Source organism: Billgrantia aerodenitrificans, from assembly GCF_021404405.1.
GTDB classification, from domain to species: domain Bacteria; phylum Pseudomonadota; class Gammaproteobacteria; order Pseudomonadales; family Halomonadaceae; genus Halomonas; species Halomonas aerodenitrificans.
In genome coordinates this window covers 127768-143995 of record NZ_JABFTV010000004.1, presented here as the reverse complement: position 1 = coordinate 143995, position 16228 = coordinate 127768, and the positions used below count along the sequence as shown (strand labels likewise).

The window sequence follows — 16228 nt, the reverse complement described above, 5'->3', positions numbered from 1 at the left end:
CCACCGATTACTCGGTGGTTCTCGGTGATTATCTACGTTTTTTGGCGGCAATTTCGAGATTTTTCACGAAGGCGCCTGAGGCCGCTCACCGATGTTCATGACCGGATTGTCGTTGGCCTCATCCGGCAGCTCCAGCGAGACGCGCTCCTCCTCGGACAGCCAGGCGTTGACTGCCTGGATAGAATCCGCCCCGAGGATGCCTGCCTGCAGCTGCAGTTGGAGCAGCCCCAGCACATAGTCGTAGCGCGCCTCGGCGTGCTCGGCGATGGCGTTGAACAGGTTCTGCTCGGCGTTGAGCACGTCGACGATGTTGCGCGTACCCACCTCGTAGCCCGAACGCGTCGCTTCCAGAGCGCTCTGATTGGAGATGATCGCCTGCCGGCGCGCCTCGACGGTCTCGACGTCGTTGTTCACCCGGGTGAACAGGGAGCGGACCTGCTGGATGGTGTCGCGTCGCTGCGCCTCGAAGTCGTACTGCGTGGCCTCGAGCAGGAAGCCGCTCTGACGAATCTGCGCCTGGGTCGAACCGCCGGTGTAGAGCGGCAGGCTGGCACGCAGCCCGACCTGGCTCTCCGACTGATGCGCCGTACCGCTGCGGTCGGTATCCGCCCAACCGTAGTTGGCGAATGCCGACACCACCGGACGCTGGCCGGCACGGGAGACCTCGAGAGTGCTTCTGGCCACCTCGATACCCGCTTCGGCCATCAACACCATGGGGCTGTTGGCCATGGCCAGCGCCACCCACTCCTCGCGGTCGGCCGGCTGTGGCGAGGCAATGGGCACCTCTTCGTCGAGGGCATCGATGCTGTCATAGCGGTGGCCGGTCAGCCGCTCCAGCGCCTCGAAGCTGACCTGCATGGCCCCTTCCGCGGCGATGCGCTGAGCCCGCGCCAGGTCAAAGCGAGCCTGGGCCTCATGCACGTCGGTAATGGCGATCAAGCCGACTTCGAAGCGCTCCCGAGCCTGCTCGAGCTGGCGGCTGATGGCGGTTTCCTGAGCGCGGCGGGCGCTGAGGATATCGTGCGCTCGCAGTATCTCGAAGTAGGCGTTGGCCACGTTGTAGAGCAGCTGCTGCTGGGTCGCTTCCAGCCCCAGAGCGTCACGATCGATCTCTCTCTCGGCACGCTGCAGTTGGGCACGGCGGGTCGGGTCGTAGAGCGCCTGCTCGGCATCGAGGCTGATCCCTACACTGTTCACCGTATCGTCCTGGTCGAAGGCGGCAGCACCGGCCCCCAGCTCCTCGGCGCCCTCCTGTACCCTGCCGGCCGCCCCTTGTGCGGGGCTCGAATAGGTACGTGTGTGACTGACGCTGCCGCCGAGGCCGATCTGCGGTAGCAAGGTGCCGCGCTGTACGTCCCGCGCCGCCTCGGTGGCCTGAAAACCGGAGCGGGTCGAAGCCAGCTCGGCATCGTTGGCCAGCGCATCCTGGGCAATGGTCCACAGATCGGCAGCATGCACGTTGCCTGCCATGGCGAGACCGACGATTGCCGCAAGACCACGGCGCTGAAATCGCCTAGTGAATGGTGAGCGATGCATTGATCGTTTCCTTGTTCATCCCTGCATGATGAGGGTGCTAATGATAGCGCATCAGCATGCAGAAAATATGCAGCCGACCCGAAGGTCGGCTGTTTCTGCTCTATCTGCCGTTACTCGTTGAAGATGTTGTCCATCGAGAGGCCCTGCTTCTCGAGTACGCGACGCAGCTTCTTGAGCGCTTCGACCTGGATCTGGCGTACCCGCTCGCGGGTCAGGCCGATTTCGTCGCCGACCTCCTCCAGGGTCGCCGCCTCGTGGCCTCGCAGGCCGAAACGGCGGATGACCACTTCCATCTGCTTCTCGGTCAGCTCTGCAAGCCACTCATCGACATGTTGCTTGACGTCGATGTCGACCAGCGAAGACTCGGGACCCTGCTCGTTGTCGTCGGCCAGAGTCTCGATCAGCGGCTTGTCGCTCTCGCCGCCCATGGGGTAGTCCACCGAGGAGACACGCTCGTTGAGCCCCATCATCTTTTTCACCGACTCGACCGGCTTGTCGAGATAGTCGGCGATCTCCTCCGGTGTGGCTTCGTGATCCAGCTTCTGGGTCAGCTCACGGGCCGCACGCAGGTAGATATTGAGTTCCTTGACGACGTGGATCGGCAGACGAATGGTGCGGGTCTGATTCATCAGCGCCCGCTCGATGGTCTGGCGAATCCACCAGGTAGCGTAGGTGGAGAAGCGGAAGCCGCGCTCGGGATCGAACTTCTCCACCGCCCGAATCAGCCCGAGGTTGCCCTCCTCGATCAGGTCGAGCAGCGTCAGGCCGCGATTGAGATAGCGGCGGGCAATCTTGACCACCAGCCGCAGGTTGGACTCGATCATTCTCGCCCGCCCCGCCGGGTCGCCCTTCTGGGCCAGGCGGCCGTAATAGACCTCCTCCTCCGGTGTCAGCAGGGGCGAGAAGCCGATCTCGTTGAGATAGATCTGGGTGGCGTCGAGACTATGGTGATAGTGCTTGTCTTCGCGACTCAGCGCCTTCTCGAAGGCGGTATCCTCGTCGCTGTCGCTAGCCGAGCTGTCCGACTCCGTACTGAGCTCTTCATCAGACTCGGTGACGTCGTCGAGATCAACATCCTGAAGGTCCCGTTCAAGCATGCTCATCGGTTGCTACCCCGTGGTTTCGTCCTGAAATGTCGTTATCTCTTGCATGATCCGCATGCAGAGCTCTTTTGTTATTGACTCCTCATGGCACCGGTGGGTACCTATGACCACCTTGCCACCCCAGCGACAGCCACTACCAACTGACTACTGACTCGACTATCGCTGCGGCAGGTACTTAAGAGGGTCCTGAGGCTGGCCATCCTTGCGCACCTCGAAATGCAGCCTGACGTTTTCAGCATCGCTGTCGCCCATGGTGGCGATGACCTGACCGGCCTCGACCACATCGTTCTCCGTCACTCGGAGGCTGTCGTTGTGGGCGTAGGCGCTCAGGTACTGGTCGTTATGCTTGAGCAGGATGAGGTTACCGTAGCCCCGCACCCCGCTGCCGGCATAGACCACGATACCGGGACCGGCTGCTCTGACAGGTTGCCCCTTTTGTCCGGCAATATCAATGCCGGCCGTTATGCTTCCACCTTCACCGAAACGACCGACCAGCTCACCGTCCGCAGGCCACTGCCAGGGCACCTCATCTACCGGTGTATAGGTACGACCAGCACTTGCGGGCTGACGTTCCGGCTCACCCGCCACTTGCGTGCCGGCATCCGGTTCGGGCTGTGCCGCCGGCTGGGGTTCGGGCTGGGGTTCCGGCTGCTGCTGGGGTTCCGGTTGCTGCTGGGGTTCCGGTTGCTGTTGCGCGGCAACGGCCGCTTCGGCATCCACGCGGGCTTCGGCCGTGCGCTCCGGCTCCGCGGTGGGAGCCGGCTCGGCGACCCGCTCCGCACTGGCCAGCGCCGTCTCGCTGGGGGCGCTCGTCTCACCGTCGAGAGGTTCGACGGTGAGGCGCCGGTTACGCTCGATGCGCTCTTCGTCAGGCATCAGCCAATCGCTGTCGCCGGCCTGGGCGGTGGTGCCGCCGCCCAGTGCGGTAGCCGTTGCCACCTGGGAGTCGCCCAGCTCACGCGAGGGCTCCTGGCGCGCCGGCGCGCCGGCGCCATCGCTCAGGCGCAGCTGTTGGCCGGGCTGGATGCGATATGGCGGCCCGATCTGGTTGAGTCGCGCCAGGTCGCGATAATCCATGTCATGCCGCCAGGCGATGCCGTACAGGGTATCGCCCTGCTCGACCGTGTAATGGCTTGCCGGAGCACGCTCGCGACTCACCGAGAGATCGCGAACCTGAGGAGTGCCATAATCCTGCTGTGCGGCACAGCCGGCCACGGCCAGAGCGATGGCCGAGACGAGAAAAACCTTACGCATTGGAGCCCTCCTTGTCAGGCGAATTGTGAGAGCCGTTTGCCGCCCGGCCGGGCGCGCTGCCGCCCGAGCCGCGAGCCACCCCGAGCACCAGTGCCGCCCCGAACAACATGGCAATCACCACGGGCAGCATCAGGCCGGATTCTCCGGTCAAAATGGCGTAATCGCCCGGTGTCAGATAGCGGTAGTCGAGCGGAATCATCTGCCCCTCGGGACCGAGCTGATAGCGAACCAGCTCGCGCCAGGGCCAGAGCACGGGCAGCGAGCCGACGATGAAACCGATCAACAGCTGCAGTGTGGCCGTATGATAGCGGCGAAGCAGCCAGGAGAGCAGCCGTGAAAAGCCGAACAGGCCGATCAGGCAGCCTACCGCGAAAGTCGAGAGCAGTGCCAGATCGAAGCTGCGTATGCCCTGCATCACGGTGCCGTAGAGCCCCATGGTCAACAGCAGGAAGCTGCCTGAGACGCCGGGCAGCAGCAGTGCGCTGATGGCGATGGCACCGCCCACGATCAACACCAGCGAGGGAACGCCCAGTTGGGTGACCAGCGGCATCAGCGACGGCAGCCCATGCGCCAGCAGCAGACCGACGATCAACGGCACGAGATGCCACAGCTTCCAATCGGCAGGATGCCGGCTGACCACGATGGCGGACGCCGCCACCAGGCCGAAGAAGAAGCCGTTGAGCAGCAGCGGATGATCGTCCATGAGCCACACCACCAGGTGCGCCACGCTGACCAGACTGACGCCGATGCCCAGCAGCAGCGGCAAGGCGAAGGCCAGGTTGAGATGATGATAGAGCCCGGCCAGCCCGCCGCGACGCCATGCCGGGTAGGCGCTGGGGCCGAACTGCTTGATGGTGTGGATGAGTTCCTCGTAGATGCCGGTGACGAAGGCAATGGTGCCGCCGGAAACCCCGGGCACGGCATCGGCCGCTCCCATGCCGGCCCCCTTGAGGAAGACACTGAGATGTCGCTTCAACGAATCACTCCTTGCAGCAACGGCACGAAGCGAACGCGCTCGAGCCGCTGTACTTCTGTTTGATGGCCCACGCGGCGTACCCGAGTCAGCCACTGGTCGCCGCCCGGATCGGCCAAGGGCAGTATTATCACGCCGCCTTCGGCGAGCTGGTCGATCAGCACCTGAGGCAGCTCATGGGCGCAGGCGGTGAGCAATACCACGTCGAACGGCGCCGCCTCCTGCCAGCCGTGGCCGCCATCCGCCAGACGCAGGCGAACGTTGTGCGCCCGCAGCAGGCGCAGCCGCTTCGCTGCCCGGTGATGCAAGGCATTGATCCGCTCCACCGACCAGAGTTCCGGCACCAGACGCGAGAGAATCAACGTTTGATAACCGGAACCGGTGCCGATCTCCAGCACGCGCTGGGGCGCCTCCTGCATCACCAGCTCGGTCATGCGCGCGACCATCCATGGCTGCGACAGGGTCTGGCCGTGGCCGATGGGCAGCGAGGTATCCTCATAGGCACGATGGGCCAAGGCCTCGTCGAGGAAGAGGTGGCGTGGCTCTTCGGCCATCACCCGCAGCACCCGCTCATCGACGATGCCCTGTGCGGCCAGACGTGCCGCCATGCGGTCTCGGGTACGCTGCGACGTCATGCCGACGCCGCGCAGCAGTTCCGGCAATCGTTCAGGTGAATGCATCCAACCAGCCTTGCACATCGTCGAGCGCTGCATGCCGGGTGAGATCGGTCTGCAGCGGTGTTATCGATACGTATCCCGCCTCGATGGCGGCAAAATCGGTGTCATCGCCATCATCGGCGCTCTGCCCCACGGCCGCAATCCAGTAGCGTAAACGGCCCCGGGGATCACGCACCTCCATTGGCCGCTCCGCCGGCCCACGATAGCCCATGCGGGTCACTCGGAAGCCCTGGATCTCTTCCCAGGGCAGGTCCGGCACGTTGACGTTGAGCAGGCTGCGGGGCGGCAGCGAAAGCTGATCGGCGGCACCGACCAGGGTTGCCGCCACCCGACCGGCGGTGTCGAAGTGGCGCGAGCCCACCAGCGACATGGCAATGGCCGGCATGCCAAGGTTACGCCCCTCCATGGCCGCGGCCACGGTGCCCGAATAGAGTACGTCGTCACCCAGGTTGCCGCCGTGGTTGATGCCGGATATCACCAGATCGGGGCGCTCGTCCCAGATGCCGTTCACGCCCAGGTAGACGCAGTCGGCGGGCGTGCCGTCGACACAGTGAAAGCCGTTGTCCAGCGCCGTCAAGGCCAGGGGACGATTGAGGGTCAACGAGTTGCTGGCGCCACTGCGGTCGCGGTCGGGGGCCACCACGCGCAGCCGGGCATGGAGCTCCAGGGCGTCGTAGAGGGCACGCAGGCCCGGCGCATGCACACCGTCGTCGTTGGATAGCAGCAGTCTGCGCATTCGATAAAGCCTCCAGGTTCAGCCGGGCTCATGCCCAGGCGCCGTGCGTTCGGCGAAAGAGGTCAAGGTGGGATGGTCGAGCAGTTCGCGCAGCACCGCCGTGGCAAAGCCACCGCGCGGCAGATGAAAGTCGAGCCGCGCCACGTCCGCCGACACCTCGAGTCGAGGCTGGTCCAGGCGCATGCGCAGGGCGCGGCGCGCCACGCGCACGCCGGCACGCTCCAGCCCCTGGCACAGGGTGGCATGGCGCTCGCTCAGAGCCTGCTCGTAGCGCACCGCCTCGCCCTCGGCGAGGGAATTGCCCACTCCCCACAGCACCCCGCTAGGGTGCAGGTCGAGCCGCTCGGCGCGCTCTGCCAGTTCGCCGTCGAGGGCTTCCACGACGAACTGGCTGGCGCTGCCGTCGAGTATCGCCACGTCGCCCGTCAGCAGCCGCTGCCAGCTGCCGTCGTCCAGACGCATGGCGAGCTGCTCGTTGAACAGGTAGCTGCGCGCGGCGGAGAGCAGCATGCCCTCCTTGTCGTCGCGCTTGCGCCAGCCGCGGGCCAGTAGCGCCCGGGCACGCGCCAGGTTGCGTCCCTCGGGTCCGAAGCGCTGCGGGCCGAACAGGTTGGGTACGCCATGATGACAGAGCCAGGCCCAGCGCGCCTCGAGCTGCGCATTCACCGCCGCCCCGGTGATGCGCAGCGTAAAGCGATTGGCCCGGTGCACCCCACGCTTGAGCTTGCGCGGATGGCGCGCCTGCTCGAGCACTCTCACGCCACAGGCCGCCAGCCGCACGACCAGATCGTCCGGCGCCGGCTGCCCCGGCAGCTGCACGGAGAGCCACTGCCGGGTCACGGCAATTCTGTCCTTCATGCCGGAGTAGCCCACCGCCCGCGGCGACACCTGGCAGGCCCGCGCCAGATGCCGCACCGCATCCAGCGTGGTGAGGCCGCGCTTCTCGATCCACAGCCAGAGGTGTTCGCCGTGCCCCTCGGGGGCAAAGCCGAGCACCTCCTCGACCACGAAGTCCTCCGGCGCGGCGCGGTAGTCGCCGGCCTGCGGCGGGCCGAATTCGGCGTCGGTGGTGCGGGGCCAGTCGCCCTGCCGTCGCGTCTCAGACACTCGTCGCTCCCTCGCGGGTCAGCAGCACCACGGCCTCGGCGGCAATGCCTTCACCGCGACCGGTGAAGCCCAAGCGCTCGCTGGTGGTGGCCTTGACGTTCACCGCATCCAGGGCGAGCTCGAGATCCTCGGCGACATGCGTGCACATGGCGGCGATATGTGGCGCCAGCTTGGGCGCCTGGGCGATCACCGTGGCATCCACGTTGCCGACCCGGTAGCCGGCCTCGCGCACCAGGCCATATACGTGGCGCAGCAGGGCACGGCTGTCGGCGCCGGCCCAGGCCGCATCGGTATCGGGAAAATGACGGCCGATGTCGCCCAGCGCACAGGCCCCCAGCAGCGCATCGCTGATGGCGTGCAGCAGCACATCGCCATCGGAATAAGCGACGAAGCCGTGATCGAAAGGAATGGCGACGCCACCGATCATGAGATGGTCGCCTTCGCCGAAGCGGTGGACGTCGAAGCCATGGCCGATCCGTAGCATTCAGTCAGTCTCCTTTGAAGCATGATTGGCATGCCCAGCGCACCCCTGCCCGGCGTGGAGCGCGCGCCCTTCCCGCTGGGCGGCCAGCACATGGGCGGCCAGGGCCAGATCCTCCGGATGGGTGATCTTGAGGTTGTCGCGCCGGCCGGGCACCAGCCGCGGCGAGAGCCCCAGCGCCTCCACCGCCGAGGCCTCGTCGGTGACCCCGACGTCGCCGGCCGCGGCCTGCTCCAGCGCCCGACGCAGCAGGCCGTAGCGGAAGCCCTGGGGGGTCTGGGCCTGCCACAGGCCGTCTCTGGGCTCGGTGCTGGCGATGCGGCCCTGGCCGTCATCGCGCTTGATGGTGTCGGCCACCGGCGTGGCGAGCAGCGCCCCCACGGGGTCTTCACGCAGCGCGCTCAGCAATGTCATGAGATCGGCCACGGTGACGCAGGGTCGCGCCACGTCGTGCACCAGCACCAGATCGTCGTCGCCGGCCTCGTCGGCCAGCGCTGCCAGGGCCTGGCGCACCGAGTCGGCCCGCTCGGCCCCACCGGGGCTGCGCCGCCATTGGGCAAAGGGCACCCAGGCCGGATCGAAGCGGTCGTCGTCGGGGTCGAGGCACAGGCACAGCTGCGCCTGTGGAAAGGCCTGGTGCAGTCGCTCCAGCGTATGCGCCAGCACCGGACGCCCTTCCAGGGGCAGGTACTGCTTGGGCCGATCGGCGCCCATGCGCCGCCCGCGACCCGCGGCGGGAACCACAAGCCAGAGCCGCCCGGATGCACCGTCCTCACTCACCGGTCGCTCCCGCCCGTGGGCTGCCCGCCGTCGGCTCCGGGTTGCCGACAGGACCGACGCTCGCCTCGATCACCACGCCAGGTACCCAGTAGAACTGCTCGTCGGTACGCACCATGCCGATGTCGCTGCGGGCCCGCTCCTCGATGGCATCAAGGCCGGTCTGGAGATCGATGACCTCGGCGGCGAGGCGCTGGTTGCGGTCGCGCAGCGGCTTGTTGTCGGCGTCGAACATGGCCACGCGCTCGCGAATCTCGCGCAATTCATGAATACCGCCGTCACCGAGCCACAGGCGATACTGCAGCAACGCCAGCAACAGCAGCAAAGCGATGGCGAGCCACTTGAGCATCGGTAGTTGACCTCATGGTTCTGAATGGCCGGCATTATGCCACCAACGACCGCCCGGCTCACGCCCTGAAAAGCTCACTCCTTGAAGGGCAGTGCCTCAACGGCGGCACGACAGTAGGCCTCGACGTGTCGACGCTCCTCGTCGCAGAAGCGCGCCACGGCGGCACGCAGCCCGGGGTCGGCGAGATGATGCAGCGAACGCAGCCGCCTGGGAGCGAACCCCCTCACCAGCTTGTGCTCGCCCTGAGTACCGGGGTCGAAGCAGGTCAGTCCGTTGGCCAGGCAGTGTTCGATACCCTGGTAATAGCACGCCTCGAAGTGCAGACAGTCGGCCAGCACCTCGCTGCCCCAATAGCGGCCGTATAGCGTGCGACTACCCTGCAGGCAGAGCGCAGCAGCCACCGGTTGCTCGTCGAGACGCGCCTGAATGAGCAGCAGAGCCTCTGGCATGGTACGCCGCAGCCGGCGGAAGAAATCGAGATTGAGATAGCCGTGGCGACCGCGTTCGAGATAGGTGATCTCGTAACAGCGGAAGAAGTGCTCGAGCTCGCACTCGCCGATCGCCTCGCCGCTGAGTCGATGCAGGCTGAGTCCCTGCTCGCTGACGCGGCGTCGTTCGCGACGAATCGTCTTGCGCCGCTTCGCCGTCATGGCCGCCAGATAGCCTTCGAAGTCGCCGTAGCTCTGGTCGCGCCACTGGAACTGCACTCCGTGGCGCACCAGCAGCTCGGGCCTGGCCTCGAGCCAGGCGTCGACCTCCTCGTCGACGGCAAACAGCAGATGCCAGCTCGACAGCCCGCCCTCCTCCCAGACTCCGGCCACTAGGTCCCGCGCCGCGAGCGGGTCGACATCGGCCGCCAAGGCCAGCCGCGGCCCCGGCACAGGAGAAAAGGGAATCGCCGTGAGTCCCTTGGGATAGTAGCGCCCGCCGGCACGCTCCCAGGCATCGGCCCAGCTCCAGTCGAACACGTACTCACCGTAGGAGTGGAACTTGCGATAGTGGGGCATCACGCCCACCAGAGACTCGCCGCGCCACAGCGTGAGGTGATCCGGCACCCAGCCAGTGGAGCGGCTGGCCGCACCGCTCGCTTCCAACGCGTAAAGAAACTCATGGCGCAGAAAGGGGTGATCGTCGCCGATCAGTGCATTCCATTGCGTCGCTGCCACCGCCTCGATGGCGGACAGTTGCTTGAGGATCAGCTCGGACATGGGGTTCCTGCCAGGGGAAGTGGCCGATGCGCCGGCTGACAACGGGCCGACGCCCGCCTACATTGTGCGCAGACCCTTCGACCTTTTCCATCGCTGTAATAAAACTACATACTTTTGGCCAAGCACCTTCAATTCTGCCAAGCGATAGGCGACAATTGTGTAAATTTACATTCCTCTAACGACGCGAGGTGCTTCCATGGCTCGCCCCACCGCATTGAATTCCACCGTCGAGCAGGTGACCGAGCGCATTCGCGAGCGTTCACGCGGGCGCCGCAAGCTCTATGAAGCGCACATGGCCGCACAGCACCAGCAGGGCGTGCACCGCGGCGAGCTCTCCTGCGGCAACCTGGCTCACGGCTTCGCCGGCTGCGACCATGCCGGCGACAAGGACCGGCTCAAGTTGACCAATAGCGCCAACCTGGCCATCGTTTCGTCATATAACGACATGCTCTCGGCCCACCGGCCCTTCGAGGACTACCCCGAGATCATCAAGCAGGCCGCCCGCGGCATGGGCAGCACCGCCCAGTTCGCCGGCGGCGTACCGGCGATGTGTGACGGGGTCACCCAGGGCATGCCGGGCATGGAGCTGTCGCTGTTCTCCCGCGACGTGATTGCCATGGCCACTGCCGTGGCACTCTCTCACAACATGTTCGATGCCGCCCTCTACCTGGGCATCTGCGACAAGATCGTGCCGGGGCTGTTCATCGGCGCGGCGCGCTTCGGCCATCTGCCGGCGATGTTCGTGCCCGGCGGGCCCATGCCCAGCGGCCTGCCCAACGACGAGAAGGCCCGTATCCGTCAGCTCTTTGCCGAGGGCAAGGTGGGCCGCGAAGAGCTGCTCGAGGCGGAGTCGCGCTCCTACCACAGCCCCGGCACCTGCACCTTCTACGGCACCGCCAACTCCAACCAGCTGATGATGGAGATGATGGGCCTGCACCTGCCGGGCGCCTCCTTCGTCAATCCCGGCACGCCGCTGCGCGAGGCGCTGACCCGCTACGCCGCCGAGCAGGCCATTCGCAACACCGAGCAGAGCGGCAACTACCGGCCCTTCTACCGCCAGATCGACGAGCGCGCCATCGTCAACGCCATGGTCGGCCTGCTAGCCTCGGGTGGCTCCACCAACCATACCCTGCACCTAGTGGCGATGGCCGCCGCCGCCGGCATCACCATCGACTGGAACGACTTCAACGACCTCTCGGCGGCGGTACCGAGCCTGACCCGGATCTACCCCAACGGCAGCGCCGACGTGAACCACTTCCAGGCCGCCGGCGGCATGAGCCTGCTGATCCGCGAGCTGCTCGATGCCGGCCTGATCCACGGTGACATTCCCACCGTGTTCGGCACCGACCTGACCGCCTACTCCCAGGAGCCGTTCCTCGAGGACGGCAAGCTCACCTGGCGCGAGGGTCCCACGGAGAGCCTCGACAGCGACGTGCTGCGCCCGGTCTCCAACCCCTTTGCCGCCACCGGCGGCCTGGTGGTGATGGAAGGCAACCTCGGCCGCGGCGTGATCAAGATCTCGGCGGTCAAGCAGGCCAACCGCGTGGTGGAGGCGCCGGTGCGCATCTTCGACGACCAGAACCAGGTCAAGGCCGCCTTCGAGTCGGGTGAGCTCGACCGCGACGTGGTGGTGGTGGTGCGCTTCCAGGGGCCCAAGGCCAACGGCATGCCCGAGCTGCACAAGCTCACCCCCTTCCTCGGCGTGCTGCAGGACCGCGGCTACAAGGTGGCACTGGTCACCGACGGCCGCATGTCCGGCGCCTCGGGCAAGGTGCCCGCGGCCATTCACGTCACCCCGGAAGCGGTGGACCGCGGCCCCCTGGCGCGCCTGCGCGACGGCGACGTGGTGCGGGTCGACGCCGAACGCGGTGAGCTGACCGCGCTGGTCGACGCCGCCGAGTTCGCCAGCCGCGGCATCGTCGAACCCAATCTGGAGCGTTATCACTTCGGCTTGGGACGCGAGCTGTTCGGTGGCTTCCGCCACTTGGCCGCCGGTGCCGAGCAGGGCGCCGGAGTGTTCGGCGGCTTCGAGGAGGAAGTGCTCTCCCGCGAGCTCGAGAAGATATCCCAGGAGGACCAATGACGCGGCCGGCCCTGATCGGCGACATTGGCGGCACCAACGCCCGCTTCGCCCTGGTCACGCCGGGCGAGCACGCCCCCCGTGAGAGCATCGCCCTGCCCTGCGCCGATTATCCCGGCGTGGTGGAGGCGGTGCGCGACTACCTGGCCAGGGTCGGCCTGGCCGCCGACGACGCCCCGAGGGAAGCCTGCCTGGCCTTCGCCTGCCCTATCGACGGCGACCGGGTGGTCATGACCAACAATCACTGGTCGTTCTCCCGCCGCGAGGCGCAAACCGCCCTCGGCCTGGAACGGCTCAAGGTGATCAACGACTTCACCGCCCAGGCCCTGGGCGTGCCGCACCTGGCGCCGGACGAGCTGGTCGAGGTGCAACCGGGCGTGGCGCGTGAGCACGCCACCTGTCTGGTCATCGGCCCCGGCACCGGGCTCGGCGTGGCCGGCATCTTTCCCGGCCAGCATGCCTGGATTCCGCTGCCCACCGAAGGGGGGCACGTCACCTATGCCCCCACCGACGAGCGCGAGCAGAACCTGCTGCGGCATTTCCGCAACCGCTATGGCCGGGTCTCGGTGGAGCGCATCCTGTGCGGCCAGGGGCTGCTCGATCTCTACCTGTCCCACTGCTCGCTGAAAGGCGCCAACCCCAACTGCCAGACCCCGCCCGAAGTGACGGCTGCCGCCGCAGGCGGTGACGCCATTGCTCGTGATACCCTGCTGCGGTTTCTCAAGATCCTCGGCGACGTCTGCGGCGATGCCGCCCTGACCATGGGCGCCCGCGGCGGGGTCTATCTGTGCGGCGGCATTCTGCCGCGGCTGCTGGACTGGCTGCCCCAGAGCCGCTTCATCGAAGCCTTTACCGCCAAGGGCCGCATGAGCGATTACAACCGCGCCATCCCGGTGCGAGTGGTCACCGCGCCCTGGCCGGGACTGCTGGGCGCCGCCGAGGCCCTGCACAACGAAGAAGTGGAATGACGTGAAGGAGCGCGAATGATCCCGCAAAGCCTGCGAGCCCTGCTCGATGAGACCGACGGCCGGCGTGAGTGCGAGTGGGCCGACCGCCGCGTGTGGTTGGCTCGTGAAGCCTGGGGCGAACTGGCGGTGTGTTTGCAGGGCGCCCAGGTGCTTCACTTTTTACCGGCGTCCGAAGCCACGCCAGCTGAAGGCTCGCTACCTTACGCGCCCACCCCCGCGCGAGCTGAAGGCTCGCTCTCTACCAACGCGCCCGACGACGCGCGTACAGACCTTCCCGTGTCCGAAGCTATGCGTAATGCGCCCGACGCCGCGCGTGCTCCAGAGGCCATGGGCGAGGAAGAAGAGGCGCTGGTGCCCGGCGGCTGGCTGTGGGTCACGCCCACGCCCCAGGCGCTGCCCGGCGCCATTCGCGGCGGCATTCCGCTGTGCTGGCCCTGGTTTGCCGACGAGCGCGGTGCCGACGAAAGCCCGGACCGCTCCGGCCCCATGCATGGCCCGGCGCGTCTGGCCCAGTGGTGCCTCGACGCCGTGGACGAGCACGAGGGCGGCGTCGAACTGCACCTCTCCCCCACCGAACGCCTGCACAGCCAACTGGTGCCGCGCGCGGTGATCCAGGCCAATGCCCGGCGCCTGCACGTGGAGCTGATCACCGAGCACGTCGGCGAGACCCCGGTCAAGCTCAGCGGCGCCCTGCACAGCTACCTGGCCGTGGCCGACAGCTTCGCCTGTCGCCTCACGGGACTGGCCGGCGCCCGCTACCTGGACAAGCTGGCCGGCTTCGCCGAGCGCGAACAGCAGGGTGAGCTCGCCGTACGCAGCGGACTCGACCGCATCTACCACAGCAACGCCGAAGTGGTGCTCGACGACGGTAGCCGACGCCTGCGCGTCGCCCGCCAGGGCAGCGACTCGGCGGTGGTGTGGCACCCTGCAGAGGCACCGCCCGACGATACGTCGCCCGCCGCCGCGCGACGCTTCCTCTGCGTGGAGTCGGCCAATACCCGCCTCGACCCGGTGTGGCTGGTACCCGGCGCCCAGCACCTGCTGGGTACCACCCTGTCGTGCGAGGCAGACTCGTGAAACACGCTACCGGCGCGCTGGAGACGCCATTTCTGCTGGGCATGATGCGCCTGCACGAGGTGACCGATCTGCACCCGCCGGCACGCCTGGCCGACTGGATCGAAGCCCGCCTCGACGAAGGGCTCGAATGGTTCGATCATGCCGATATCTACGGCGACACCCAGGGCGAGGCCCTGTTCGGTGCCGCTCTGCGCGCTCGCCCCGGGTTAGCGGCACGTGTCAGGGTCGTGACCAAGGCCAGCATCGTCACGCCGGAGCGCGATGCCTCACCGTTTCGCGTCAAGCACTACGACAGCTCGCCGGAATACCTGAGAGGCGCCATCGACGACTCGCTGGCTCGTCTCGGCGTCGAGCGTCTCGACCATTTCCTGCTGCATCGACCCAGTCCGCTGATGGATGCCGAAGCCACCGGCCGGGCGCTGGACGAGGCCATCGATGCCGGCAAGGTCGGCGCCGTCGGGGTCTCGAACTTCCTGCCTGATCAATGGCGCCGCCTGCAGGCGGCAATGCACCACGAGCTGGCCACGCATCAGCTGCAGCTCTCGCTGGACCACACCCAGCCACTCTTCGATGGCACCTACGATGCGCTGGTCGGCGACGGCCAGATACCGTTGGTGTGGTCGCCCCTGGGCGGCGGCCGGGTCTTCCAGGGGCCAGCCGAACGGCTGCTGATCCGGCTCGCCGAGGAGCACGGCATCACGCCGGCCGGACTGGCCTTGGCCTGGCTGCGCGCCTTGCCGGGCCGCCCGCGACCGGTGATCGGCAGCCTGCGTGAAGAGCGCATCGCGGCCCTGCATGCCGATGCCCAAACGCCGATGGATCGCCCCACCTGGTATGCCCTGCTGGAGTCCGCTCGGGGTCACGAGGTGGCCTGAGATTCGCCACTCACAAGGACAACACGAGGAATTCACATGCTACCCGTCATCGCCTTCGGCGAAGCCCTGGTCGACATGCTCTCCAGCCGCCTCGGCGACCTCGCCGGCGACGCTCCGGAAACCTTCACACCCTACGCTGGCGGTGCCCCGGCCAACGTGGCAGTGGCCTGCGCGCGCCTGGGCATACCCAGCCGCTTCCTCGGCATGCTGGGAGAGGATCACTTCGGTGACTTCCTGGCCGCGGAACTGGCCGCCCACGGCGTCGAGATCAGCGGCGTGGTGCGCACCCGCGAGGCGCGCACGGCGCTGGCCTTCGTCTCCCGCGACGCCCATGGCGAGCGCACCTTCGACTTCTATCGCCCGCCGGCCGCGGATCTGCTCTATCGGCTGGAGCACCTGCCGCCCGGCGTGTTCGCCGAACCGGCCATCGTGCACTTCTGCAGCAACAGCCTGACCGAGCCGGCGATCGCCGACACCACCCTGGCCATGGCCGACATGGCCAGCCGCGCCGGCTGCCTGGTCAGCGTCGATGCCAACCTGCGCCACAACCTCTGGGCCGGCGGCAGCGCCGACATCGCTTTGGTCACTCAGTTGATCGATCGCGCCGGCCTGGTCAAGCTCTCGAAGGATGAACTCGACTACCTGCGCGCCGATCATCCCGCCGAGGCCTGGCTGGCCGAGCGGCTTGCCGCCGGCGTCCGGCTGCTGGTGATCACCGACGGCCCCGGTGAAGTGCGCGCCCTCGGCGTGGGCAGGGAGCTGCGCCATGCACCGCCCAAGGTCGAGGCCGTGGACACCACCGCCGGCGGCGATGCCTTCATCGGCGGACTGCTGGCCGAACTGGCCGACTATCTGGACAGGACGGAACTCGCGTCAGACTGGCACCAGGACGAGGCGTTTCTGCATCGTGCCCTGCGCACCGCCGCCAACTGCGGCGCCCATGCGGTGACCCGCCCCGGCGCCTATGCCGCCCTGCCCGATCGTGACGACCTGGCCCGACTGCGGGGCGAGAGCTGAGCGATACCAG

Annotated in this window: 16 protein-coding genes; 5 read left to right on the top strand and 11 right to left on the bottom strand. The window is 67.1% G+C overall.

Features of this window, described 5'->3' with window-relative positions:
* Positions 1-63 precede the first annotated feature (63 nt).
* The 11 genes from HOP59_RS08990 to HOP59_RS08940 form a co-directional block, all read right to left on the bottom strand.
* The gene (locus tag HOP59_RS08990; RefSeq protein WP_010627142.1) at positions 64-1536 is read right to left on the bottom strand and encodes a TolC family outer membrane protein; all 1473 of its coding nucleotides are present in this window, start codon (positions 1534-1536) and stop codon (positions 64-66) included.
* A gap of 110 nt (positions 1537-1646) precedes the next feature.
* Positions 1647-2639, bottom strand: a complete 993-nt coding sequence (gene rpoS, locus HOP59_RS08985; RefSeq protein ID WP_234253645.1) for an RNA polymerase sigma factor RpoS — start codon at positions 2637-2639, stop codon at positions 1647-1649.
* A gap of 156 nt (positions 2640-2795) precedes the next feature.
* Entirely contained in the window at positions 2796-3893 is a 1098-nt protein-coding gene (locus tag HOP59_RS08980; protein WP_234253643.1) for a peptidoglycan DD-metalloendopeptidase family protein, read from the bottom strand.
* Positions 3886-4869 (bottom strand): DUF368 domain-containing protein, encoded by a 984-nt coding sequence (locus HOP59_RS08975; protein ID WP_234253642.1) that lies wholly within the window; start codon positions 4867-4869, stop codon positions 3886-3888. Before HOP59_RS08975 ends, HOP59_RS08980 begins: the two co-directional genes overlap by 8 nt.
* Positions 4866-5546: a protein-L-isoaspartate(D-aspartate) O-methyltransferase gene (locus tag HOP59_RS08970; protein ID WP_234253640.1), complete on the bottom strand. Its 681-nt coding sequence runs from the start codon at positions 5544-5546 to the stop codon at positions 4866-4868. Before HOP59_RS08970 ends, HOP59_RS08975 begins: the two co-directional genes overlap by 4 nt.
* Positions 5533-6279 (bottom strand): 5'/3'-nucleotidase SurE, encoded by a 747-nt coding sequence (gene surE, locus HOP59_RS08965; protein WP_010627137.1) that lies wholly within the window; start codon positions 6277-6279, stop codon positions 5533-5535. Before surE ends, HOP59_RS08970 begins: the two co-directional genes overlap by 14 nt.
* 18 nt (positions 6280-6297) lie before the next feature.
* Positions 6298-7386: a tRNA pseudouridine(13) synthase TruD gene (gene truD, locus HOP59_RS08960; RefSeq protein ID WP_234253639.1), complete on the bottom strand. Its 1089-nt coding sequence runs from the start codon at positions 7384-7386 to the stop codon at positions 6298-6300.
* Positions 7379-7870: a 2-C-methyl-D-erythritol 2,4-cyclodiphosphate synthase gene (gene ispF / locus HOP59_RS08955; RefSeq protein WP_234253638.1), complete on the bottom strand. Its 492-nt coding sequence runs from the start codon at positions 7868-7870 to the stop codon at positions 7379-7381. Before ispF ends, truD begins: the two co-directional genes overlap by 8 nt.
* The gene (gene ispD, locus HOP59_RS08950; protein WP_338073326.1) at positions 7871-8647 is read right to left on the bottom strand and encodes a 2-C-methyl-D-erythritol 4-phosphate cytidylyltransferase; all 777 of its coding nucleotides are present in this window, start codon (positions 8645-8647) and stop codon (positions 7871-7873) included.
* Complete coding sequence (ftsB, locus tag HOP59_RS08945; protein WP_010627133.1) at positions 8640-8993, bottom strand: cell division protein FtsB; 354 nt, start codon at positions 8991-8993, stop codon at positions 8640-8642. Before ftsB ends, ispD begins: the two co-directional genes overlap by 8 nt.
* A gap of 74 nt (positions 8994-9067) precedes the next feature.
* Complete coding sequence (locus HOP59_RS08940) at positions 9068-10201, bottom strand: GNAT family N-acetyltransferase (RefSeq protein WP_234253637.1); 1134 nt, start codon at positions 10199-10201, stop codon at positions 9068-9070.
* 196 nt (positions 10202-10397) lie between these two features.
* On the opposite strand from HOP59_RS08940, the gene edd reads away from it, so the two are divergent.
* From edd to HOP59_RS08915, 5 genes are read left to right on the top strand one after another with little or no spacing between them, the layout of a single operon-like run.
* On the top strand, positions 10398-12284 hold the full coding sequence (gene edd / locus HOP59_RS08935) for a phosphogluconate dehydratase (protein WP_234253635.1): 1887 nt from the start codon (positions 10398-10400) through the stop codon (positions 12282-12284).
* Positions 12281-13249, top strand: a complete 969-nt coding sequence (gene glk, locus HOP59_RS08930; RefSeq protein ID WP_234253633.1) for a glucokinase — start codon at positions 12281-12283, stop codon at positions 13247-13249. The genes edd and glk overlap by 4 nt, the downstream gene beginning before the upstream one ends.
* Before the next feature lie 15 nt (positions 13250-13264).
* Complete coding sequence (locus HOP59_RS08925; protein WP_234253631.1) at positions 13265-14326, top strand: aldose epimerase family protein; 1062 nt, start codon at positions 13265-13267, stop codon at positions 14324-14326.
* A 41-nt stretch (positions 14327-14367) separates the two neighbouring features.
* Positions 14368-15201, top strand: a complete 834-nt coding sequence (locus HOP59_RS08920) for an aldo/keto reductase (protein WP_234253925.1) — start codon at positions 14368-14370, stop codon at positions 15199-15201.
* A 36-nt stretch (positions 15202-15237) separates the two neighbouring features.
* On the top strand, positions 15238-16218 hold the full coding sequence (locus HOP59_RS08915) for a carbohydrate kinase family protein (RefSeq protein WP_234253630.1): 981 nt from the start codon (positions 15238-15240) through the stop codon (positions 16216-16218).
* The last annotated feature ends 10 nt before the right edge of the window (positions 16219-16228 follow it).